This is a genomic window from Paraburkholderia xenovorans (assembly GCF_046030735.1).
GTDB classification, from domain to species: domain Bacteria; phylum Pseudomonadota; class Gammaproteobacteria; order Burkholderiales; family Burkholderiaceae; genus Paraburkholderia; species Paraburkholderia xenovorans_A.
This window is the reverse complement of sequence record NZ_JAQQBV010000022.1, coordinates 26,060-47,737: the sequence shown is the minus strand read 5'-3', so window position 1 is coordinate 47,737 and position 21,678 is coordinate 26,060. Positions and strand designations below refer to the sequence as shown.

The 21,678-nt window shown below is 65.4% G+C and carries 15 protein-coding genes and 1 pseudogene; 8 read left to right on the top strand and 8 right to left on the bottom strand.

The annotated features are described in order from the left end of the window. Window positions 1-23: 23 nt before the first annotated feature. Window positions 24-2,399 carry an FUSC family protein gene (locus PQQ51_RS21545; protein WP_408498914.1) on the bottom strand — a complete coding sequence of 792 codons (2,376 nt, stop codon included), beginning with the start codon at window positions 2,397-2,399 and terminating at the stop codon, window positions 24-26. A 214-nt stretch (window positions 2,400-2,613) separates the two neighbouring features. Between PQQ51_RS21545 and recC the strand changes: the two genes are divergently transcribed. From recC to PQQ51_RS21530, 3 genes are read left to right on the top strand one after another with little or no spacing between them, the layout of a single operon-like run. After that, window positions 2,614-6,000, top strand: coding sequence for an exodeoxyribonuclease V subunit gamma (recC, locus tag PQQ51_RS21540; protein ID WP_408498839.1), 3,387 nt, complete (start codon window positions 2,614-2,616; stop codon window positions 5,998-6,000). Then, window positions 5,997-9,689, top strand: coding sequence for an exodeoxyribonuclease V subunit beta (gene recB / locus PQQ51_RS21535; RefSeq protein ID WP_408498838.1), 3,693 nt, complete (start codon window positions 5,997-5,999; stop codon window positions 9,687-9,689). The genes recC and recB overlap by 4 nt, the downstream gene beginning before the upstream one ends. After that, window positions 9,686-11,800, top strand: a complete 2,115-nt coding sequence (locus tag PQQ51_RS21530) for an AAA family ATPase (protein ID WP_408498837.1) — start codon at window positions 9,686-9,688, stop codon at window positions 11,798-11,800. Before recB ends, PQQ51_RS21530 begins: the two co-directional genes overlap by 4 nt. A 12-nt stretch (window positions 11,801-11,812) precedes the next feature. Here PQQ51_RS21530 and PQQ51_RS21525 read toward each other — a convergent pair whose 3' ends face one another. Beyond that, window positions 11,813-12,454, bottom strand: coding sequence for a VC0807 family protein (locus PQQ51_RS21525; protein ID WP_408498836.1), 642 nt, complete (start codon window positions 12,452-12,454; stop codon window positions 11,813-11,815). Between the two features lie 155 nt (window positions 12,455-12,609). Between PQQ51_RS21525 and arfB the strand changes: the two genes are divergently transcribed. Further along, window positions 12,610-13,014, top strand: a complete 405-nt coding sequence (gene arfB / locus PQQ51_RS21520) for an alternative ribosome rescue aminoacyl-tRNA hydrolase ArfB (RefSeq protein WP_408498835.1) — start codon at window positions 12,610-12,612, stop codon at window positions 13,012-13,014. An 84-nt stretch (window positions 13,015-13,098) separates the two neighbouring features. On the opposite strand, the gene PQQ51_RS21515 is transcribed toward arfB, so the two are convergent. Next, window positions 13,099-14,400: an EAL domain-containing protein gene (locus tag PQQ51_RS21515; RefSeq protein ID WP_408498913.1), complete on the bottom strand. Its 1,302-nt coding sequence runs from the start codon at window positions 14,398-14,400 to the stop codon at window positions 13,099-13,101. A gap of 604 nt (window positions 14,401-15,004) precedes the next feature. Here PQQ51_RS21515 and PQQ51_RS21510 point away from each other — a divergent pair. Further along, on the top strand, window positions 15,005-15,295 hold the full coding sequence (locus tag PQQ51_RS21510) for a putative quinol monooxygenase (protein WP_408498834.1): 291 nt from the start codon (window positions 15,005-15,007) through the stop codon (window positions 15,293-15,295). A gap of 79 nt (window positions 15,296-15,374) precedes the next feature. Here the strand turns inward: PQQ51_RS21510 and PQQ51_RS21505 are convergent, their stop codons facing one another. From PQQ51_RS21505 to PQQ51_RS21495, 3 genes are all read right to left on the bottom strand, one after another. Continuing rightward, the gene (locus tag PQQ51_RS21505; protein ID WP_007182306.1) at window positions 15,375-15,632 is read right to left on the bottom strand and encodes a hypothetical protein; all 258 of its coding nucleotides are present in this window, start codon (window positions 15,630-15,632) and stop codon (window positions 15,375-15,377) included. 215 nt (window positions 15,633-15,847) lie between these two features. Continuing rightward, window positions 15,848-16,087 carry a hypothetical protein gene (locus PQQ51_RS21500; protein WP_408498833.1) on the bottom strand — a complete coding sequence of 80 codons (240 nt, stop codon included), beginning with the start codon at window positions 16,085-16,087 and terminating at the stop codon, window positions 15,848-15,850. Between the two features lie 222 nt (window positions 16,088-16,309). Further along, window positions 16,310-17,029 carry a YdcF family protein gene (locus tag PQQ51_RS21495; protein ID WP_408498832.1) on the bottom strand — a complete coding sequence of 240 codons (720 nt, stop codon included), beginning with the start codon at window positions 17,027-17,029 and terminating at the stop codon, window positions 16,310-16,312. A gap of 266 nt (window positions 17,030-17,295) precedes the next feature. On the opposite strand from PQQ51_RS21495, the gene PQQ51_RS21490 reads away from it, so the two are divergent. After that, window positions 17,296-17,619 carry a hypothetical protein gene (locus PQQ51_RS21490; RefSeq protein WP_408498831.1) on the top strand — a complete coding sequence of 108 codons (324 nt, stop codon included), beginning with the start codon at window positions 17,296-17,298 and terminating at the stop codon, window positions 17,617-17,619. A gap of 360 nt (window positions 17,620-17,979) precedes the next feature. On the opposite strand, the gene PQQ51_RS21485 is transcribed toward PQQ51_RS21490, so the two are convergent. Both PQQ51_RS21485 and PQQ51_RS21480 read right to left on the bottom strand, forming a co-directional pair. Continuing rightward, window positions 17,980-18,234: a hypothetical protein gene (locus PQQ51_RS21485; RefSeq protein WP_408498830.1), complete on the bottom strand. Its 255-nt coding sequence runs from the start codon at window positions 18,232-18,234 to the stop codon at window positions 17,980-17,982. Window positions 18,235-18,549: 315 nt separating this feature from the next. Continuing rightward, window positions 18,550-18,945: pseudogene (locus PQQ51_RS21480) on the bottom strand (transposase); the annotation flags it as partial. 409 nt (window positions 18,946-19,354) lie between these two features. Between PQQ51_RS21480 and PQQ51_RS21475 the strand changes: the two are divergent. Further along, window positions 19,355-20,257 carry a LysR family transcriptional regulator gene (locus tag PQQ51_RS21475; RefSeq protein WP_408498829.1) on the top strand — a complete coding sequence of 301 codons (903 nt, stop codon included), beginning with the start codon at window positions 19,355-19,357 and terminating at the stop codon, window positions 20,255-20,257. Window positions 20,258-20,399: 142 nt separating this feature from the next. Next, window positions 20,400-21,677, top strand: a complete 1,278-nt coding sequence (locus PQQ51_RS21470) for a pyridoxal phosphate-dependent aminotransferase (RefSeq protein ID WP_408498828.1) — start codon at window positions 20,400-20,402, stop codon at window positions 21,675-21,677. Window position 21,678: the final 1 nt, after the last annotated feature.

Sequence of the window (21,678 nt, the reverse complement as noted above, 5' to 3'; positions counted from 1 at the left end):
GCAGGGCGCAGGCGCGCGCATCGTCATTCATCGGGCAAACGGATCATGCTCGCGTCCTTGCGAATCAGCGATGACGCCGTCAGCATCTGCTTGCATTGATGCGCGAGCAACTTCATGTCGTTCACGGCGTCCGTCGCATAGTCGGGCGATTTCTCCGTCTCGACCACCATCGCATCCAGTTCGCGGTTCAACAGTTTGGCCTGCTCGGCTTGATCGGCGGCCGGCGGATTGCCGGCTTCGGCTTGCGTCAGATTGTCGCGAATCGTGCTCAGCGCGCGTTGCAGCGGCTGTAGCGACACCGTCTCGCCCGGTTGTTGCGCGGAGGTGCGCAGCAGCGGCGCGGCCATCGTGATCTGCGAAGCAAGCACGTGGCTGCGCACCAGCAGCCCGTTCAGTTCGGGCACGAACTTCTGCGCCGACTTCGGTTCGAGCATCATCCGCTGGAAGGCCTGGCCGAGATTGGCAAACGCCACGTGCACGTTCTTGCGCGCAAGCCGGTAGCGGTAGTCGCGATCGAGTGCGGTGGTCGCGGCTGCGGCGGCCTGGGAGACGCCTGCGCCAACCACTGGGGAGACGCCCGCGGCAACCGCCGGCTTGCCGACCTCGATCGCCGGATCCGCCATCGCCGCGGCGGGTGCGAACGCGCCGGCTTCGGTCACGGTGGCCGCCGCTGCCGCCGCCGGTTTGCCGCTCCACCACCAGCTCGCTTCCAGATACTGCCGCGTCGCGCCGATCATGTTGTTGACGAGCTTGCCCATCAACCGGTATTCCCAATACGGGAACAGGTGGCTTGCCGCGATCGCGATCGCGCAGCCCACCACGGTGTCGATCGCGCGTTCGCCGATGATGCGCATGCTGCCCGGCGCGAGCAGATGGAACATCAGCAGCACGTAAGAGGACGTGAACACCACGCTCGCCGTGTAATTGAACAGCAGCAGGCTGTAGCTCATCACCATCGACGCGAACATCACCACCAGCAGAATGTGCGGTTCCTTCACGAAAATCATCAACGCGATGCTGGCCGCGCAGCCGATCAGTGTGCCGACGATCCGCTGCCCGTTGCGCTGTTTGGTCAGCGAGTAGCCGGGCTTCAGAATGATGACGGTGGTCATCACGATCCAGTACGCGTTGGTGAGCGGCAGCAGCCGGCCGAGCCAGAAGCCGACCGCGACGGCAATCGTCACGCGCAATGCGTGACGGAAGCTCGGCGACGCCATCGTCAGGTTCGAGAAAATCTGGCCGAACGGTACGCGCCGGCTCGACACGAAGCGGCTCAGCGCCTGATCCAGACGCAACTCGGTTTCGGTGATGCGCGCGTCGCTGGAGAGGCTCTTCCTCATCTTGTCGATCAGCCGCGTAGCACTCCAGATCCGGCGAAACGTCGACGACACCGCCGAATAAGCCTCGGGGTCCTTGCGCGGCAGATCGCGCTTGCGCATCACATCGATCTCGAATTCGATTGCACGCAATTCGGCCTTCACGTTCACGCGCACACGCGGCGCCTGATTCTGCAATACGGCGAGACCGATTTCCTCGAGATCGGCCGCGGATTTGCGAATCAGATCGCGATAGAACACCAGCAGATCGGAACCGCCGAACGTGTTGCGCACCATCGGGTAATCGGTATGCGCGCCGACGAAAAGCTCGTGCAGGTCGACCGTGTTGATGAACAGATTGAACAGCATCGCGCGGCGCGGTTCCAGGCGGCCGCTTTTCAGTTTGGGCAGGTTGCGCAGCACGATGTCGCGCGCGGCGTCCTGGCGTTCGACCGCGGCAATCTGCTTGTTGACCAGATTGCGGTAGCACTCGTCGAGATCGTTGTCGAGATCGTAGAAGGCGGCGCGCGCGAGCAGATAGTCCGCGCACGCGAACACGCTCTCGGCGAGCGCCTGCTGTTCGATCCGGTGCATTATCCAGCGGCTCACGAAGGTGGACCAGTACGTGTACCAGAGGCCGCCCAGCAGAATCCACGATGCGTTCACGAGCGCCTGCATCGGCGTGAAACTCTCCTCCAGTGTCACGATCATCATGAACAGCGTGGCGAAGCTGATCTGCGGCCACCGGTTGCCGTACACCACAATCAGGGATAACACGAAGGTGAGCGGCACGACCGTACACCACAGCGCCACCGCGTTGACGGTGGCGAGCCCGGTGGCGAGCGCGGACAGGAAGCCGATCACCGTGCACGCGAGCATTTCGTTGTGCTTGTACTTCAGCGGCCCAGGCATATCGACCACGCACGCGCCGAGCGCGCCGGTCGCAATAGTGAAGCCAAGGTCGCGATCGTGAAACACGATCAGGCACAACACCGCCGGCAACGACACGCCCACTGCGATGCGCAGGCCGCCATAAAAGTACTGGCTATAGAGGAATTTTTTTATTTCAACCGAATAGCGCATCGACTGCCTGGAGTTCATTCGCTGATAAAAACCGCGGTTGATGGGACAGACAGGGACAGACCCAAACTGCCGTCGAGTCTAACTGATTTTGTGTGCGATCTGACCTCGGCCATTCGGCCAGGTTCTGCGGCGAGAGCGTGTTTGTTATGCTGTCGCCTCCATGTCCGCCACGGTTCGAGTGTCCCGCTCGCGCCGCCCGCTCGCTCCAGGATCCATGCTCCAGCTCTTCTACTCGAACCGCTACGAAACGCTTGTCGGCGCGCTGCTCGACGACCTCGCGCAAGCACCGCCCGACCCGTGGACCGCGCTGCCGGTGATCGTTCCGAGCGCGGCAGTCAGGCGCCGGCTCGAGCTCGATATCGCCGCGCGCCAGGGTATCTGCGCGAACGTCGACTTCGGTTATCTCGCGCAATGGTTGTGGGCGCAGATCGGCGGGGTGATCGAGGTGCCGAAGCATTCGCCGTTCGCGCCGGACCGGCTCGTGTGGCGGTGCTACCGGCTTCTCGGCGACGCCGACGAAGCACTGCCGTGGAACGCGTCGCCGCGTTTGCGCACGTATCTCGACGCGGCGGATGCGTCGATGCGCTACGAACTCGCGCGCCGCGTGGCTACCGTGCTCGATCACTATCTGACCTATCGTCCTGAGTGGTTGTTGCAATGGCAGAAGGGTGGTTCGATCTTCGCGAGCGGCGCGCTGGAGGACGACGGTCCGCGTCTCGTCGGCGCGAGCGAAGCGGCGCGTGAAGACGAGCGCTGGCAGGCCGCGCTGTGGCGCGCGGTGCTGACCGAACTGGCCGGATCGACCGGCAGCGCGCAAACGCCCGCGGCCGCGTTGCCGCCCGCCTATCGTTTCCTCGACGAAATTCGCCTGCTCGATCTCGACGCGATTGCCAAAGCCGATTGGCCCGCATCGGTCAGCGTATTTGCGTTGCCGACCATGCCGCCGTTGCATGTGGCGTTGCTGCGTGAACTGTCGCGCTGGGTCGACGTGCGTCTTTACGTGATGAACCCGTGCCGCGAGTTCTGGTTCGACGTGGTGAGCGCAGGGCGCGTCGAAGCGCTCGATGCCGCCGGTCAGCTCGACTATCAGGAAGTCGGCCATCCGTTGCTCGCCGAGTGGGGGCGTCAGACCCAGGCGCAGTTGCACATGCTGCACGAGTTGACGGAGAGCGCGGCTTCCGGCGAGACCGGCGACTTCAGCGAGAATCCTGCGCCGAGCTGGCTCGCCGCGGTGCAGAACGGCATTCTCGATCTGCGTCTGGAAACCGAGGCCGACGAACCGCCGATCGAGCGCGGTATCGAAGTTCACGTGTGTCACAGCCTGTCGCGGCAACTGGAAGTGCTGCACGATCGCCTGCTCGGCTGGTTCGACGAGTTCGACGATTTGCAACCGTCCGACGTGCTGGTCGCGGTGTCCGATCTCGCCGCGGCCGGTCCGTTGATCGACGCGGTGTTCGGCACGGCGCCGCTCGGCGACACGCGCCGCATTCCGTATCGGATCACCGGCTTGCCGCCGTCGCAGGCCAATCCGGTCGCGCGTCTGCTGCTCGACTGGCTCGCGTTGCCGGAGCGTAGTGTGGGCGCGCCGGACCTGATCGAATGGCTGCGCGTGGACGCGATCGCCGCGCGTTATGGGATCGACGCGAGCGCGCTCGAAGCCGCGCAGGAATGGCTCGCGGCAGCCGGCGCGCGCCGCGGTCTCGCGCCGGTCGAACCGCTCGGCGAGCACGTGCCGGTTGCGCGCCACACGTTTGCCGATGCGTTGACGCGTCTCTACCTCGGCTATGCGATGCCGGACGGCGGCGAACCGGTCGGCGAGTGGCTGCCGGTCGAAGGCGCGGATGGCTCCGACGCGGAATTGCTCGGCCGCCTCGGGCGTTTCGTCGACGACATCGACACGTTCGCGCAACGCTGTGCGAGCGAACGTACGCCTGTCGAATGGACACAACTGCTGCTCGAAACGCTCGCGCAGTGCTTCGACGGCGGCGTGGAGTTCGCCGATTCGCTCGCGGCCGTGCGCGACGCGATCGACAAGATGGGCGACGCGATGCGCGCCGGCGCGGAAGATGTCGCATTGCCCGCCGCCGTGGTGCGCGGCGCGCTTACCGAAGCGCTCGACGACCCCGCGCGCGGCGGCGTGCCGTGGGGCAGCGTGACGTTTTCGTCGCTGACCAGCTTGCGTGGCTTGCCGTATCGGATCGTCTGCCTGCTCGGCATGGACGACGGCGTGCTGCCGAGTCTCGCGCGCGCCGACGAATTCGATCTGATGGCCGCGTTCGGCAAAGCCGGCGACCGGCAGCGCCGCGACGACGAGCGCAACCTGTTCCTCGACCTGCTGCTGGCCGCGAGAGATCGTCTGTTCATCGCGTATACGGGGCGCAGCATTCGCGATAACGCGCCGTTGCCGCCCGCCGCGCTGGTCGACGAATTGCTCGACTATCTCGCGCAGGTGTCGGCGCCAGAGGGCGCGAGTCCCAAGGAGATCGACGAAGCGCGGCGCGCGTTCATCGTCGACCATCCGTTGCAGGCGTTCGCGTCGGACTATTTCTCGTCGCAGCGCGGGCTCTTCACGTACGACATGGATCGCGCGGAACTGGCCAGTCTGTTGGCCGCGCCGCAGCATCCGCCGGCCGCGCCGTTCTTCGATCGCCCGTTGCCGGCCGAAGAGCCGGCGCCCGTCGCGTTCGACGAATTCGTGCGCTTCTGGCGTCACCCGGCGCGCGCGCTGTTGCGCGACCGGCTGGGTATCGTGCTGTCCGACGCGCAAGGCGAATTGCTCGACACCGAACCGTTCGATCTCGACTACGCGGGGCGTGATGCATTGGCGGACCGGTTGTTGCCGGTGCTGCTCGACAGCGAGTCCGAAGACGAGGACGTGATGTTCGAACGCGTACGCCGCGTCGCCGCGGCGAGCCCTGAGTTGCCGGGCGGCGCGACCGGCGCCGTGTGGCGTTCGCGCGAACTGGGCGCATTGCGACAGCTTGCCGACAGCGTGCGCCGCGAGGTGGCCTCGGGTGTCGAGCGTCTGCCGTTCGTGCTCGATATCGCGCCGCGCTGGCCCGAGGGCGCCGACCTTGCCGGCGCGCTTTTCGGCCCTCACGACGCCGCGTTGCGCGAGGCCGCCGAACACCCGCTGCAATTGCACGGCACCTTGAATCTGCTGACCGGAACGGGACAAGTGATTTTCCGCTACGCCAAACCCACCGCGCGCGACTATCTGTCCGCCTGGCTCGCGCATCTGGTCTACTGCGCGGCATTGCCCGACGGCCCACGCCGCACCGTCTGGCACGGCAGCGGCGAGAGCTTCGAACTGACGCCGGTCGCCGCGCCGCTCGCCGAACTCGCACCGCTGGCCGCGTTGTTCCGCGCGGGCCGCCGGTTGCCGCTGCGCTTTTTCCCGAAGAGCGCGTGGGTCAAGGTGAGCGAAAGCGATTCGGCCGCACAAGGCGTATGGATCAACGACCGCGTGCGCGGCGAATCCGACGACGCCGCGTTGCGCATCGCACTGCGCGGCACGCCGCTTACGCTCGACGAACCGTTCGGCAGCCTCGCGGCGGTCGTCTTCAAACCGCTGGTCCAGCATCTGCGGAGTGCATCATGAGCGGCGCCGTGCTAAATCATGCGCTGGTCGCCGAGGAGCTCGACGTGTTCGCGTGTTCGCTTGACGGCGTGAACCAGATCGAGGCGTCGGCGGGCACCGGCAAGACGTGGAACATTTGCGCGCTGTACGTGCGCCTGTTGCTCGAAAAAAACCTGAACGCCGATCAGATTCTCGTCGTCACTTTCACGAAGGCGGCGACCGCGGAATTGCATGAACGGATTCGCGGACGTCTCGCGGAACTGCATCGCGCAATCGAAACGGACGACGACGGCGGTGATCCGTTCATCCAGCGTCTGTTCGAAACGACGCTCGCGCCGGAGCGGGGTATCGAGCGTGAAGATGCGTTGAAGGTCGTGCGGCGCGCGCTGCGCACGTTCGATCAGGCCGCGATCCATACCATTCACGCGTTCTGCCAGCGCGCGTTGCAGGAAGCGCCGTTCGCCGCGGCCATGCCGTTCGCGTTCGAAATGGAAGCCGACGACGCGGCATTGCGTTTCGAAATGGCCGCCGATTTCTGGCGTGAGCAGGTGGAACCGGTCGCCCACGCGCATCCCGCGTTTGCCGCGTGGCTGGTGGCCAAACGCGCGGGGCCGGCGTCGTTCGACGAACAACTGGCGCGGCGTCTGAAAAAGCCGCTGGCGCTGTTGCGCTGGGGCAATGTCGACGCAAGCGGCGGCGCGGCCGATCCGCAAGCCGGCTTCGACACCGCCTGCGAACTCTGGCAAGCGGAGCGCGACGCGATCGTCGCGCTGCTCGGCGAAGCGCAAGACCGTTTGAGCAAGACCTCGCACAAGCCGGAACTCGTGAGCGCCGCGATTGCCGCGTGGAGCGACTACTTCGCGCAAGGCGACTGCCATGCGCCGCCGCCGCGCGCCGCGTTGAAGTTGACGGCGTCGGCACTGAAGAAGGCCACCAAGGTCAAGTTCGAACCGCCCGAGCATCCGTTCTTCGCGCATGCCGAGGAACTGGCGGCGGCGGTGGTCGCGGCGGAAGCCGCGCAGCGCGCGCGCTGGCTCACGCTCGTCGAGACGTGGCTCGATTACGCGCCGGCCGAACTGGTGGCGCGCAAGCGCACCCGGCGCGTGGTGTCGTTCGACGACCTGCTGTCCAATCTGTATCGTGCGCTCGAGGCGCACCCCTGGCTCGCCGATGCGTTGCGCACGCGTTATCCCGCCGCCTTGATCGACGAGTTTCAGGACACCGACCCGCTGCAGTTCGCGATCTTCAGCCGGATCTTTGCGCCGGCCGGACCGCTGTTTCTGGTGGGCGATCCGAAGCAGGCGATCTACAGCTTCCGCGCCGCGGATCTGCATACCTATCTGGCGGCGCGCGCGGCCGCTTCGGCGTGCTATACGCTGGCGGTCAATCAACGCTCGACTGCGCCGATCGTCGAAGCCTGCAACCGGCTGTTCGAAGCGAACCCCAACGCTTTCGTGCTCGATGGCCTCGACTATCAGCCGGTGCGCGCGGGCGAGCGGCGCCGGCCGCCGCTCGGCGATCCCGCGGCGGACGCAGCCGACTTCCGCATCTGGACCTTGCCGCAAGGCGACGCCGCATTGACCAAGCGCGACGCGCAGCGCGCGGCGAGCGAAGCGTGTGCCGCGGAAATCGTGCGGCTGCTGCGCGGCGCGCGCGAAGGCTCGGTGACGATCGGCGACGCGCCGCTCGCGCCGGGCAATATTGCGGTACTGGTGCAAACCCATAAGCAGGGCAGTCTGATCAAACGGGTGCTGGCGGCATGGGGTGTCGGCAGTGTCGAACTCGCGCAGGCTTCGGTGTTCGCCACGCTCGACGCCGAGCAGATCGAGCGCGTGCTCGCCGCTGTCGATACGCCCGGCGATTTGCGGCGCCTGCGCGCCGCGCTGGCCACCGACTGGCTCGGCATGGACGCGGCCGCGCTCTGGCGTCTCGAGCAGGTCGCCGACGCGCCCGCACCCGCCGACGACCCCGCGCATGCGGCGGACGCAATGGGCTGGGTCGAGCGATTTTCACGCTATCGCACGCTGTGGCACGAACGCGGCTTTGCGGTGATGTGGCGCACGCTGATGCGCGAGCTGCGCGTCGCGCAACGGCTGGTCGCGGGTCCGGACGGCGAGCGGCGTCTCACCAACGTGAACCATCTGGCCGAGCTCGTGCAGGCGCGCGCCGCCACGCAGCCGGGCATTGCGCCGACTTTGCGCTGGCTCGCCGCACAACGCGCGCAAGGCGGTGGCGAAGATGCGCAATTGCGGCTCGAATCAGACCGCAATCTCGTGCAGATCGTGACCGTCCATAAATCGAAGGGTCTCGAATACGCGGTGGTGTTCTGTCCGTTCCTGAACGACGGCGCCTTGCGCGAGCCGCCGTCCTCGGGTTTGCCGGACGCTCGCGAGTATCACGACGAAAGCGGCGACGCGGTGCTGCACTACGGTTGCAATGACGACGAAGCCGAGCGCGCGTCGCGTTATGCGGCGCGCGAACAGGCAGCGGAACGGGCGCGGCTCGTCTATGTGGCGCTCACGCGGGCGGTGTACCGCTGCTACCTGGTGGCCGGCACGTATCTGTCGTCGCGCTCCACCAAGGAGTCGCGGCGCAGCGTGCTGAACTGGCTCGTCGGCGGCGCCGGTCACAGTTTCGACGACTGGCTGAACGATCCTCCCGACGAGGCGGCATTGGCGGCCCGCTGGCAGGCGCTGGCGGGCGGCCCGATCGCGTTGCAACCTTTGCCGCGAGTCGAGCGCCGCGTGCCGCTGGAGAGCCTGCAGGACAGCGCCGCGCGGATGAAGGCGCGCGTGGGTCGCCGGTCGTTGCGCGATCAGTGGCGCATGGCAAGTTTCAGCGGGCTGATTGCTGCCGGCGGGAAAGCCGACGAGGCACATGCGCTGCTCGAAGAGGTGCGCCCCGACCACGATGAGATCGCCGATGCGATCGCTGCGACGCCGTTGCCCGCACCTCAAGCCCCGACCTATCCGGCAGACGACATCCTCGGCTTTCCGCGCGGCGCGGCGGCGGGCGATTGTCTGCACCGCATGTTCGAACTCGCAAATTTCACGCAGCCCGAGAGCTGGCCCGACGCGATCAAAGGCGCATTGCGCGAGCGTCCCGCGCCGGCCGCGCCCGAACTCGCGGCGCGTCTGCCCGCGATGATGCACAACCTGATCGCGGACGTCGTGACCACTGAGCTGCTGCCCGGCATGGCGCTCGCGAAGCTGGATCCGCAGCGGCGTCTGAACGAACTCGAATTTCTGTTTGCGGCGCCGTCGCTCGATTTCCCCGCTTTGCGCGAGTTGTTGATCGAGCATGGTTACCCCGACGTCGCGCTGGAGCCGGGCGTGTTGCGCGGCTTTGTCAAAGGATTTATCGACATGATCGTCGAACACGACGGCCGTTTCTGGATCGTCGACTGGAAGTCGAACCACCTGGGCGACAGCGCGGCGGATTACGCCGCCGCGCCGCTCGAAGCGGCGATGGCGAGCCACGCGTATCACTTGCAGGCGCTGCTTTACACGGTTGCGTTGCATCGCTATCTGAAAACGCGCGTGCGCGATTACCAGTACGACACGCATATCGGCGGCTACCTGTATCTGTTCGTGCGTGGCGTGCGTCCGCCATGGCGCGACGCGGAAGGTCCGGCCGGCGTGCATAGACGGCGGCCCGCGTTCGAACTGGTGGCGCTGCTCGACGCGGCGATGATCGGAGGCGCCGCATGAGCACGTTCGATCACCTTTCAACCGTGCCGCCCGAACTCGAGAATTTTGAGGTGAATGCGCCCGCGCCGGCCGATTTCAGCACGGCGCTGGCCGAGGGCTTCGCGCGTCGCATCGGTGTCCTGGCGCGGCGCGGCGGAGCTTCGTCCGAAGCGGTGAAATGGGCTTCGCGTGCCGCATTCGCCGTGAGCCGCGCGACCGCGGAAGGGCACGTGTGCATACCGCTTCACCTGCTCGCGCGACGCTTCGAAACATCGAGCGGCGAGGTGCGCGCCGCGTTGTTCGCAAGCGGCATGGCGAGCGACGGTTCGCAAAGTGCGGCGGCGCTGCGGCCGCTCGTCGTCGACGGGCAGGGCAGGCTCTATCTCGCGCGTTACTACGATTACGAACGGCGCCTCGCGCGCTCGCTGGTCGCGCATGCGGGCAGGGCGGCGAACGGGGGGCAGACGCGCGAGCGCGCGAGCGGTTCGGTGGTCGTCACGCCTGCGACGCTCCAAACGGACACGGCACCGCAGACGCTCCACGAACGCCTGCTGCGCTACTTCGGCCCACCCCGTGACGACGAGATCGACTGGCAACGCGTCGCGGCGGTGATGGCTTTGTCGGGTCGGCTCACCATCGTCAGCGGTGGACCGGGCACCGGCAAAACCACGACCGTGGTCGGCGTGCTCGCGTGTCTGCTGGATGCGCGCGCCGATCTGCGCATCGCGCTCGCGGCGCCTACCGGCAAGGCGGCGCAACGGATGCAGGAGGCGTTGCTCGCGCGCGCCGGCGATTTGCCCCCGGAACTCGCGGCGCGGCTGCCGCAAACGTCGTACACGTTGCACCGGCTGCTCGGCTCCGGGCCGGGCGGGCGCTTCCGGCATCATCGCGACAATCCGCTGCCGTACGACGTGGTCGTGATCGACGAGGCGTCGATGATCGACGTCGCGATGGCCGCGCATCTGCTCGACGCGGTCTCGCCGCAGACGCGTCTCGTGATGCTGGGCGACAAGGATCAACTCGCTGCGGTCGAAGCCGGCGCGGTGTTCGCCGAACTCAGCGCGCAGCCGGCTTTTACGCAGGACGGATTGCAGCGGATCGCAGAAGCGCTTCGCATCGACGCGACGCGGCTCGCGGCGGCACTCCCCACGCCGCGGGCGAGCGCGGACGAGCCGCCCGAAGCTTTCTTCCGTGACGCGGATGGCTCGAACGCTTTCGAGCCGCCGTCCGACGATCTGTTCGCCAGCACGCCCGAGCCCGCGTGGACCTCGCCATCGCCATCCCAATCGCCGAAGCCCGCTCAAACGCCGCTCGCCGATTGCGTGGTCTGGCTCGAGCGTAACTATCGATTCGGCCTCGACTCGCCGATCGGGCGACTGTCGCTGGCGATACGCAACGGTTCGACCGAGTCGGCGCTCGCAGTACTGCAAATCGACCCCGCCGAGCGCTGCGCAGCGGCCTTGCACGAGGACACCCACGCCACGCTCGCAGAGCGCACCGTCACGCGTCTCGCGGCAGGCTTCGCGCCGTACGCGGACGCGCTCGCCGAGGTACTCGCGGCCGAAACGCCGGACCCGTTGCGTCTCTTCGATGCATTGAACCGTTTCCGCATCCTGTGCGCGACGCGCTCGGGTCCGCGCGGTGTCGATCAGGTCAATGCGGCGATGGCGGCGCAGGTGCGTCGCGCGGCGGGCGTGACGCTCGCCGTCGGCGCACAGTGGTTTGCCGGCCGGCCCGTGATGGTCACGCGCAACGACTACGCGCTCGGCCTGTTCAACGGCGATATCGGCATTGCGCTGCCGGGCGCGGGCGGCGCGCTGCGCGTCTATTTCCGGACCGGCGACGGCGGTCTGCGGGCGGTGTCGCCCGCCGCACTGCCGCCGCACGACACGGCGTTCGCGCTGACGGTCCACAAGTCGCAAGGCTCGGAGTTCGAACATGCGGTGCTGATGTTGCCGTCGGCGTTTAGCCGGGTGTTGTCGCGTGAGCTCGTGTACACCGCGATTACGCGCGCTCGCGAACGGGTCGAAGTGATCGGCGCGCGCTCGGTGTTGGCGCAGGCAATCGCGACCCCTACCCAGCGCGATTCAGGGCTGGCTGCGCGAATCGTGGAGGCGTGGCGACGAAACTGATAACGCCGAGATTCAGCTCACCGCGCCATCCACATGCGCAGGCGCTTCGGCCCGGCCGCGCATGGTCTTGCGATACCACAGCGTCCATAGCGTCAACGCGCCGTAGATGCCGTAGCCGATGAACGGCGAAACCACGAGAAAGCGCTCGATCGGCCACGTGAGCGCCATCCATGCGCGCAACACGGTTTCGCCGGTCAGGCCGACGCCCCACACGAGCGTCATCAGCCGCATCGAGCTGACGAGCGCCGGCCGTTCCTGCCACAGCTTTTCGAAGCGTGCGCCGCCGCCTTCCATTTCGCGGGCGACGGTGGCGCGCGCCAGATAGAAAATCAGCGGACGGCGCATCGGCAGCGACAGCAGAAACACCACGCCGACCGCGCCGGACACCAGCGACTCGCGCAGCAACAGCATGCGCGGGCTGCCGCCCAGCGCCATCGCCGCGACCGACAGCACGATGCCGGCGAGCACCATCATGCTGAGCGCGTCGACGCGGCGAAAGCGCGCCAGTTCGATCAGGCTCCAGACAATCGGCGGCACCGCGGAGGCAATCAGCGCGCCCGTCTCGCCCAGATGAGGCAGCGTGAACCGGTACGCGAGCCAGGGCAGCAGGAAGTTGACGGCCAGTTCCAGCACAAAACCCGGACGCAGTTTCATATGAATTTACGCTGTAAGCGGAAAATCGAAGTATCGATGAACTGCGCGCAGGCTGGCAAATAGTTTTTCGCATCGGCAGGCGCGGTCGATAGCCGATCGTCGATAATCGGCCGTGTCCCCAATACACTTGTGTTTTCGAGTTCAATCCCGCTGTCATGACATCCCGTTATCCGATCCCGCCGAACGAAATCGAATTGACCGCAGTCCGCGCGCAGGGGGCGGGCGGTCAGAACGTCAACAAGGTGTCGAGCGCGATTCATTTGCGCTTCGACGTGCAGGCGTCGTCGCTGCCCGAGGTGCTGAAGATGCGCCTGCTCGCGCTGTCCGATCATCGGCTCACACGCGACGGCGTGGTCATCATCAAGGCGCAGGAACATCGCACGCAGGAGATGAACCGCGCGGCTGCGTTGGCGCGGCTCGACGAAATGATCGAGAGCGTCAGCGTGACGCGCAAGCCGCGCGTCGCGACCCGGCCGACGCGCGCGTCCAATCGTCGTCGGCTCGACGGCAAGGCGAAACGCGCCGAGATCAAATCCGGGCGTGGACGAGTGGAAGATTGACAGGCAAGGCTCGAAGCGCGATTCAAATGAGCGCCGGCCGCGCACAGCAACGCAACCAGCGCCGGCCGCCACCGCTACCGTCTCTCAACTCCGCTTTCCGCCACGGGCCGCCGGCCGCTTGTCCGACGGCGGCGAATTCGCCGGGATGAAGTCGACGCACAGCACATGCGTGCCGTTGTGTTCGAATGCGATGGCCGCGGTGTAGCAATCCTGGCCGTCCGCGAGCGAGTAGTGCGGCCCCATCATCGCGACCCGTCCCGGCGCGGCGAGCGCGTGCTTGAAATAGGCGCGCCGCGACCAGTTGCTGTTCGAATTCATGTAGAGCGGCGCGAGCCGCAACGGCGGCGGCGGCACCGAAGCGGCGGTGATCGACGGCTGCGTCTGTTCGCCCTGGCCGTCGGTGATGAACACCCGGCGCGCTTCACGCAGATGCCAGACTTGCTGCGCGGCCTGGCGCAGATCGCCGCCGGCCTTGAACGCGTCGACGGCGGCCAGCACGGCTTCGGCGAAACCTTCGAAACCGAGCCGCTGGTGGCGAGCGTGCGCGCGTTCGTAGTCCGCGAACTTGCTCCACATCGATTCGATCATCGCGGGCACCTTCGCGCACGCTTCCTTCACCGAGCCCTTCGGCTGGCCGAGCCAGAAGCCTTGCACGAAGTCGACGTCGGCCTGCATCAGGATCATTAACTCTTCATCCGTTTCGACGCCCTCGGCCAGTACCAGCGTGCCGGATTGATGCAGCATCGCGATCAGGTGGCTGATCATCGAATCGTCGCCTTCGCGCTTGCCGGCGCGCGCCACCAGCGAACGGTCGAGCTTGACGATGTCCGGGCGAAAGCGCCACACGCGATCGAAGTTGGAAAAGCCGGTGCCGAAATCGTCGATTGCGATCAGGAAGTCGCGCGGTTGCGAGGCCGCGAGCATGCTGGCGACCGCGGATTCGTCGTCGGCGGGCTGCTCGAGCACTTCGATCACGATGCGCTCCTGCGGCAAGCCGAAATGAGCGGACAGTTCGTCGATGAACGTGCGTTGCGGCCAGCCGGTTTCGAACACCTGCGGACGCGTATTCAGAAACAGCCAGCCGGTGCTGATGCGTTGCTCCATGAAATTCGCCACGTGCAGGCAACGCGCGATGCGGTCGAGTTCGCGCGCGTCGGCGGCCGAACGGGTGCCCGAAAACAGCACCTCGGGCGACACCGGCAGACCGACCGGATCGAACGCGCGCAGCAGTCCCTCATAGCCGACCACACTCTGATGCGTGACCGACAGCACCGGCTGGAACACGCTGTGCAAAGTCAGCGCGCGCCACGTCGCGGTCCAGCCGGTTTCGTCCCGAACCAGATGCGGGAGCAGGCCGCTCAGAGTCAATTCGCTGACGGTTGGCATATAGACGGGCATGAGGGCGGACATAAGGGCGTCACTGCAAGCGGGGGATAGGGCGCGCGGACAGTTTTGGCGCGCAATGGATGCCTGGCCCAGGCGTTGTTGGCGTCTATGGCGTCAATTGGATCAGGCGGCGGTCCGTGCCCGGAAACGCGGAGAGCGATGTCAGCCATGCTGAACTCCGGCGGAGTAGTCAAACCCAGTCTAGCAGTTCGCGCTACGCATGAATGTGCGGGTTATCACAGACGCGGGCGGTGTCGGAATGCACGGGCGGATGGGCGCGAAGCGCCCGTCACGCAAGGCGTCGCGGACGTGTCGCGGCGGTTGCGCGCAGCGCTGCGCTGTGCGCGGCGTCGCTTTCGAGCGGAGCCGACCGAGGCACCCACGCGAGTGCAAGCGAGCGTATGAAGCCGAGGGTAGCAGTCCCGTAAGCGGTTACCCGCCAAACTCCAGGCATGCTCGGTACGCAGACGTTTCGCGTGTCCGGCAGCGCTTTGGGTCAACCGGCGACGTTCGCCGCCAAGCGCGCCAGAGCGGAACGCGGCGTCGTCTGCACGTTTGACGGCCGGCGGGTATGCTGCTGCTTTTCGTGAAACGGAGGTCGGGTATGGCGGAAGTCGCGGTAGTCGCAATCTCGGTGGCAAAGCCGGGCTTTGAAGAACAGTTGCGCGGGGCGCTCGAAGGCATCGTCGGGCCGACGCGCAAAGAGCAGGGCGCGCTTCAATACGATCTGCATCGTGACGTGCAGGAGCCGCGCCGGTTCGTGTTCGTCGAGCGGTGGGAGAGTCAGGAGGCGCTGGCCGCGCATGCGAAGTCGGCGCACATTCAGGCCTACAGGCAGGCAGTGGCCGACTGGGTCGAGCACTCGGAAATTCGCGTCGTGTCGAAGATTGTCTGAACGCCTGGCATCAGGCTGTTCGGGTGTTTGCAGTAACACGCGCCGCCCGCCGGTTCCGGCCAGGCGGCGCGTGCGCGAATCAATGGGTGGCTTGCGGGACGTCGAGAATCAGGATGATGGTCCAGTCGGCATCGCCGTCATGGTGATACTGGCGCTCGGCAACGATGAACGGTTGCTGCTTGCCGTCCGGGCCGAGAAACAGCACGTCGCCTTCCATCGGCAGGCATTCGACCGGCGGCAGCGCGAGAAACGCTTCCTGGCCGCCGCGCGGCATCAGTTTTTCGATTTTGCGGGATGCTGCTTCGGTCCATTCGATATCTAGCTGGATGTTGCTCATGCTGTCCTCCGCACCAAGGTGCGCACGGTTTAGGGGATTCCGGTAGGGCTCCGGTCGGTGCGCGACTTTAGCATACCGCCCGGCGCGTGCAGCGCCCTTCGCCAGCCCACCAGAGGACAACAAAAAAGCCGGAACCGGCATGGCCGGTTTCGGCTTTTCGCCTTCACGGCGAGGCCGCAGGCGAGTGGGTCGCGACTGCTGGTCGACTACGCGATTCAGGAGCCTGCGTCAGCCTTGGGCGCCTTCTTGTGATGCGCAGGCCCTTTGTGATGTTTCATCGGTGCGGCCGGCGCGCTTTCCATCGCTTGTTGCCGATTTTGCAAATCTTGCGCGCGCTGTTCGACGTCGGCGGCCTTGGCCGGATCGGTGCTCATCATCACGCCGTTGTCCTGCGCATAAGCCGCGCCCGTTACGGCACTGAGGGAAACCAGGATCGCCAGGGACACTTTCTTCATCTTTACCTCCGCAGAGTGGTTATGGACCCGAAGATTTGCCTGTCCATTCGGAAAGACAATGCATTCTAGTCAGCAATATCCGCTCCAGCGGACGTTCTGTAACAGCGGTGACAATTCGTTACATCTGGTTACGTCTCGTCGGCACACGCACCTGACGCATTGGATAACGGAAGCAAACCTGTTCGCATTTCTAAACAACTTGCTTTCGCTATGCGTTGAGGATCAAAACCAGCCGATCGCACGGTAGACATGAAACTGTGCGATGCCGATCAGTTCATGCAACGCGATCTCAGCGCTCACCAGATTTTTATACCTGGGCAGCAACCCGAGATCGGCGTGACGCGTATTCGCTACCAGCGGTTGTGGCGCAAGGCCGAAGCGCTTGAAGTCGAGCAACGCGCGCGGCATCTGATAGGCGGACGTGACGAGAATCAACGCGTCGTAATTCGATTTTTCGACGATCGCCGTGACGTTGCGCGCATTCTCGTAAGTCGTGCGGCTACGGTTTTCCAGCACGATGTCCGCACGCGGCACCTGTCTGCGAAGCAGGTACGGGAGATAGGTGTCGGCTTCGGTTGCGCGATGCTTTTGCGGATTGCCGCCGCTCACGATCACCTCGCAGGTTGCCGCGGCGCGTTTGCATTCGGCATAGCTGTCGGCGCTTGCCGCGATGCGCGCGAGCATGTCGACGGGCGGCACGAGTTCGTCGTCGTCGTTATAGATCGTGCCCGCGCCCAGCACGATGATCGCGGTGCGCGGCGCGAAGCTGGCGGGGGCGTCGCCCGGCCGCGGAGGTTGAGCGAGTTTCAGCAATGGTGCGGTGAGCCAGCCGGCCGCAAGCAGCCAGAACGCGGTCAGCACAAAGATCGTCAACAGTGGGCGGGCGCGTTTCCATAGCACGATTACTGCAAAAAAAAGCGCTAATAAAGTGAATAGAATCAATTTAAATGGGGTAACGTATGTCTTTCGGGACAAATCCATGGGCTTGCTATCGCGCCGCAGCGGTTGCATCGTCGGCTCGTGGACAGAACGCTAACATGCCGTTCAGACGGGGGTCCTGAAAACGAGACCAGGCAGCACCGGGCTCGAACTTACCGCATGAAACACGGTGGGTTTCCAGCCACGGGCGGGTGCCATGCGCGTCACTGGTGGCGCGGTGACGTGTTGGGCATAGATGTGTCATAGCTGCACTTTAAGAAAGAAGTGAGATGACCACGTATTCCAACGAAGCGGTACTTGAAGCGCTGCGGCGGGCGCAATATCGCCAGGTTCCATGGGCAAGACGACCGGGCGTATTTCAGTATCTTCGCTCGCTCGGCCTGATGGACACAGTTCGGCAGCGCACTGTCGCGCCGGCTCCGGGTTTTCACGCTCCTGTCGATATCGCCGTGCTCACCGAGCGCGGCCGGGCCGAGTTCGAACGGCTCGCGCACGACGAACGCCTGCTCAGCTGGACTGCTCAGCGCATGAACGACTATGTCGTCGGGTCGGCCGAAATACGGTCCACCGCCGCGCTCGAAGCACGGCCGTAGCGCTCGTCGCGGGCCACGCCGACGCAACAGTCTTCCAGCCGCTTCGGGCGGCGGGAAGCGAACTCTTTGGTTGTGCTGACCGGCCTTCGCTGCAGGCCTGTGCGCAATGCGCTGGCGCCGACCTTCCTGACATCCCGGCGAAAAAAAAGCCCGTATCGTGAAGATACGGGCGTACCGGAATTACTACTGCCACGCTGTGCTAATGGCGTTAAATCAGACTGATGCGGTGCGGGGTGGTTCCCCACTTTTGTGACCGTAATCCGCGGGCGGGCTCGCGCTGGGATGAAACGCAGTCATGCCGGCATTCTGCGACGCCGCTATCCCGGCATTCTCTCCATACCTCCCGCCAGTCACGACCGCTTATCGACGCCGCCCCGGATCTTCCCGCTGCGGCTCCGGCCGAGCGTGAACATTACTCGCGATGTCGCCGCGCAGATCGCCTCTAGGCGTAGGCGGCGTGAAATCGCGCCCGCGTGTTTCGCTTTGCTGCCAGGCCTGCACGCTGGCGGTTCGATCTGGTCGCCAGTTCCAGGCCTGTTGGCGCTCCTGAGCGAGCGACGGTGCGGTCATCGATGAAACGACAATGCCGCACAGAAGCAGTGACATTGGTTTCATGCTGAGCTCCCGTCAAGCCCATCGGTTCAGGGCCTGTTTGCATGACCATAAGGTATGCCGAGTAGCGAAAGCACGCTGTAAGTAATAGTAAATGGATGTTTCATGCGTCACCGGTACGCTGCACTGGTTGTCCGATACGGCATGAGGTGAAGGGCAAAAGCCGGGCAGGTGGCGAAAACGGAACGGGACGCCGGTGGTGGGCGCGCCGGGAGCGGTGCCCATGATGGGTTCGGCGAGCGTCTGACGACGGCGCGCGAAAGTCCTGATAAACGCCGGGCGCCTGGGAGGCGCCCGGAGGCAAAATAATCCGCGTCAGGCCATCTTGACCGGCGCGCGCCACGATTCCGGATTGGTCCAGAATGCGCCGCGCAGACGATCGCGGCTCGGCGGTGCCGGCGGTTTCGCGGCGGTCGCGCCAATGCGGCCGCGCAGCGAGATTTCACGGCCGCTCGTGCCGAGTCGCTTAACTATTTCGGCGAGCGTACCATCGGCTTGCCACTCGTCGAAACGGCGGCGGCAAGTCGGCGGCGACGGATAGCGGCCCGGCAGCTTGGACCAGCCTTCACCCGTCGACAGTACCCAAAGCACGGCGTTGACGACCGCGCGCGCTTCCACACGTGGTCGACCACGACGTTCGCTCCGTGCTGGCTCCGCACAGAACAACGCCTCGACCAGCGCCCACTCGTTGTCTCTCAAATCGTCGAACAGCATCATGTTTCACCTCAGCGAAGCTAACTCCGGTGCGCTGCCCCGCGCCGCGCACTCTCCATGCACTCGATAGGCGAGTGCCAAGGTGGGTCGGGCTTGTCACGGTCCTGTATGCAGTCAGAAATCATGGCGCCGACCCTGCGTGCTTCTTAATGCAGGATGTATGCCAGGTTGAGTCCAACAGCCTGAAAGCCCTGTGACAGCGGGCCAGCGCGGGCGCTAGCTAGGGGCGTATGAGAATCCAAAAAACCCATCTCGCAAATCGGGACAATCACCAATCTTGTGCAATCAGGCCCGGCCAGCGTGCGTTTGCGCCTTCTCGCTGCATCGCGGCGAGGGGAACGCAAACCCACCGGATGCGCTGTTTGGACCTACAATGCGCATCAAACAATGCCATTAATGAGGTTGGTAAATGAATGTGACGCTGCGTCAGCTAAGGGTTTTCATCGAGGTGGCCCGGCTTCAGAGCTTTAGTCGCGCCGGCGATGAAATCGGCCTCACGCAGTCGGCGGTGAGCCGTTGCGTGCGGGAGCTGGAGGGTGAGATCGGTCTCAAGCTGATCGACCGGACGACGCGCGACGTGCAGCTCACCGACGTCGGCGGCAACCTGGTCTCGAGCGTGTCGCGTCTCCTGAGCGATCTCGACGACGCGCTGCGCGAAATCCGCGAAATCGGCGAGCAGCGCCGTGGACGGGTGGTGGTGGCGGCGAGCCCGACCGTCGCCTGCCGGCTGATGCCGGGCGTGGTGTCGGCCTGTGGGCGTCAGTTTCCGTACATCACGCTCGGTTTGCGCGACGACGTGCAAAGCGATGTGGTGCGCAAGGTCAAGTCGGGCGAGGTGGACTTCGGGGTGATCATCGGCCCGTTTTCCGCCGACGATCTGGTGAGCGAGTCGCTGATGACAGATTCTTTCTGCGTCGTGTCGCGCGACGACCACCCGCTCGCGTTACAACGACAGGTCGCCTGGACCGACCTCGAAGGCCAGCAGCTCGTGATGCTCGACTACGCGTCCGGCAGCCGGCCGATCATCGATTCCGTGATGCAAGAATATGGCGTAAGCGCCACGGTAGTGCAGGAGTTGGGGCATTCCGCGACCGTTTTTGGGTTGGTCAAGGCGGGCGTCGGCGTGAGCGTGCTGCCGTGGCTCGCGCTGCCGTTGCCGGCCGGCGCTTCGCTGGTCGCGCGCCCGCTGGTGCCGCGCGCCGAGCGCACGGTCGAACTGGTGCGGCGGCGCGACCGTTCGCTGTCGCCGGCCGCGGAAGCGGTATGGGGCCTGATTCGTCAGTTGCCGGCCCGGGCGGAGGATCTGGGCTAAGCCGGGTCAAAACCGCGGGCGCCCCAGTTCGAGCCGTCGCCGCGCCGCACTGCCGCCCTGGAAGCTCCGAAATCAGCCGCCGCGCTAAACTGTCGCCGTTTCTGAACGTCAACCCCCGACCTGTTTCTGAGTGGAAGCCTCGATGAGCGAACCGGATCTGCCTGTACCCTCCGTACCCAATGCGCGAGATGCCGTCCGCGCACTGCGTCCCTCGCAGATCCGTGAAGTCGCCAACGCCGGATTCGGCGTCGAAAACGTGCTGCCGTTCTGGTTCGGCGAGTCCGACCGCGTCACGCCGGCTTTCATTCGCGACGCCGCCAGCGCCGCACTCACGGCCGGCGCCACCTTCTACACGCACAACCTCGGCATCGCGCCGTTGCGCGCGGCGCTCGCCGGTTATGTCAGCGAGCTGCACGGGCCGACCTCGCCGGATCACGTCGCGGTGACGAGCGCCGGCGTCAACGCGCTGATGCTGGCCGCGCAGCTGGTGGTGGGCGCGGGCGACCGCGTCGTCGCGGTGACGCCTTTATGGCCGAATCTGGTTGAGATTCCAAAGATTCTCGGCGCGCATGTCGAGACCGTTGCGCTCGGCTATGGCGAGCGCGGCTGGCAACTCGATCTCGAGCAACTGCTGGCGGCGCTGACGCCGGACACGAAGATGCTGCTGATCAACTCGCCGAACAATCCCACCGGCTGGGTGATGAGCCGCGACCAGCAGCGCGCCGTGCTCGCGCATTGCCGCCGTTACGGCATCTGGATCGTCGCGGACGAAGTCTACGAACGGCTCTATTACGATTACGAAGAGTACGAAGCCCAACCCACGGCCGGCGCCACCCCTTCGCGCACCGCGCCGTCGTTTCTCGATCTGGCCGCGCGCGACGAACGCGTGATCTGCGTGAATTCGTTCTCGAAGGCCTGGCTGATGACCGGCTGGCGGCTCGGCTGGATTGTCGCGCCGGCCTCGCTGATGGACGACCTCGGCAAACTGGTCGAGTACAACACGTCGTGCGCGCCGGCTTTCGTGCAACAGGCGGGTATCGTGGCCGTCGAGCAGGGCGAGCGCTTCACGCAGCAACTGGTGCGCGATCTGAAGACATCGCGCGATCATCTGGTCGACGCGTTATCCGCGTTGCCAGGCATCGACGTAAAAGCGCCGCCCGGCGCGATGTACCTGTTTTTCTCGATGCCGGGCGCATCGCGCAGCCTCGAACTCTGCAAGGCGATGGTGCGGGAAGTCGGTTTGGGTGTTGCGCCGGGCAGCGCGTTCGGTCCGCAGGGCGAGGGCTTCGTGCGCTGGTGTTATGCGTGCGACACGGCGCGGCTGGACGCCGGTGTGGAGCGCCTGAAACGCTTTCTGATACGGCACGACTCGTCATTGCGAGCATGGACGGCGAAGCAGACTCATTTAACGCCTGAATAAG

Coding starts and splice junctions, on each gene's coding strand:
- PQQ51_RS21515 (WP_408498913.1), bottom strand. CDS start 14,400: ATGCCAACCGTCAGCGAATTGACTCTGAGCGGCCTGCTCCCGCATCTG.
- PQQ51_RS21500 (WP_408498833.1), bottom strand. CDS start 16,087: ATGAAGAAAGTGTCCCTGGCGATCCTGGTTTCCCTCAGTGCCGTAACG.
- recC (WP_408498839.1), top strand. CDS start 2,614: ATGCTCCAGCTCTTCTACTCGAACCGCTACGAAACGCTTGTCGGCGCG.
- PQQ51_RS21530 (WP_408498837.1), top strand. CDS start 9,686: ATGAGCACGTTCGATCACCTTTCAACCGTGCCGCCCGAACTCGAGAAT.
- PQQ51_RS21525 (WP_408498836.1), bottom strand. CDS start 12,454: ATGAAACTGCGTCCGGGTTTTGTGCTGGAACTGGCCGTCAACTTCCTG.
- PQQ51_RS21490 (WP_408498831.1), top strand. CDS start 17,296: ATGACCACGTATTCCAACGAAGCGGTACTTGAAGCGCTGCGGCGGGCG.
- arfB (WP_408498835.1), top strand. CDS start 12,610: ATGACATCCCGTTATCCGATCCCGCCGAACGAAATCGAATTGACCGCA.
- PQQ51_RS21485 (WP_408498830.1), bottom strand. CDS start 18,234: ATGAAACCAATGTCACTGCTTCTGTGCGGCATTGTCGTTTCATCGATG.
- PQQ51_RS21545 (WP_408498914.1), bottom strand. CDS start 2,399: ATGCGCTATTCGGTTGAAATAAAAAAATTCCTCTATAGCCAGTACTTT.
- PQQ51_RS21475 (WP_408498829.1), top strand. CDS start 19,355: ATGAATGTGACGCTGCGTCAGCTAAGGGTTTTCATCGAGGTGGCCCGG.
- recB (WP_408498838.1), top strand. CDS start 5,997: ATGAGCGGCGCCGTGCTAAATCATGCGCTGGTCGCCGAGGAGCTCGAC.
- PQQ51_RS21510 (WP_408498834.1), top strand. CDS start 15,005: ATGGCGGAAGTCGCGGTAGTCGCAATCTCGGTGGCAAAGCCGGGCTTT.
- PQQ51_RS21470 (WP_408498828.1), top strand. CDS start 20,400: ATGAGCGAACCGGATCTGCCTGTACCCTCCGTACCCAATGCGCGAGAT.
- PQQ51_RS21505 (WP_007182306.1), bottom strand. CDS start 15,632: ATGAGCAACATCCAGCTAGATATCGAATGGACCGAAGCAGCATCCCGC.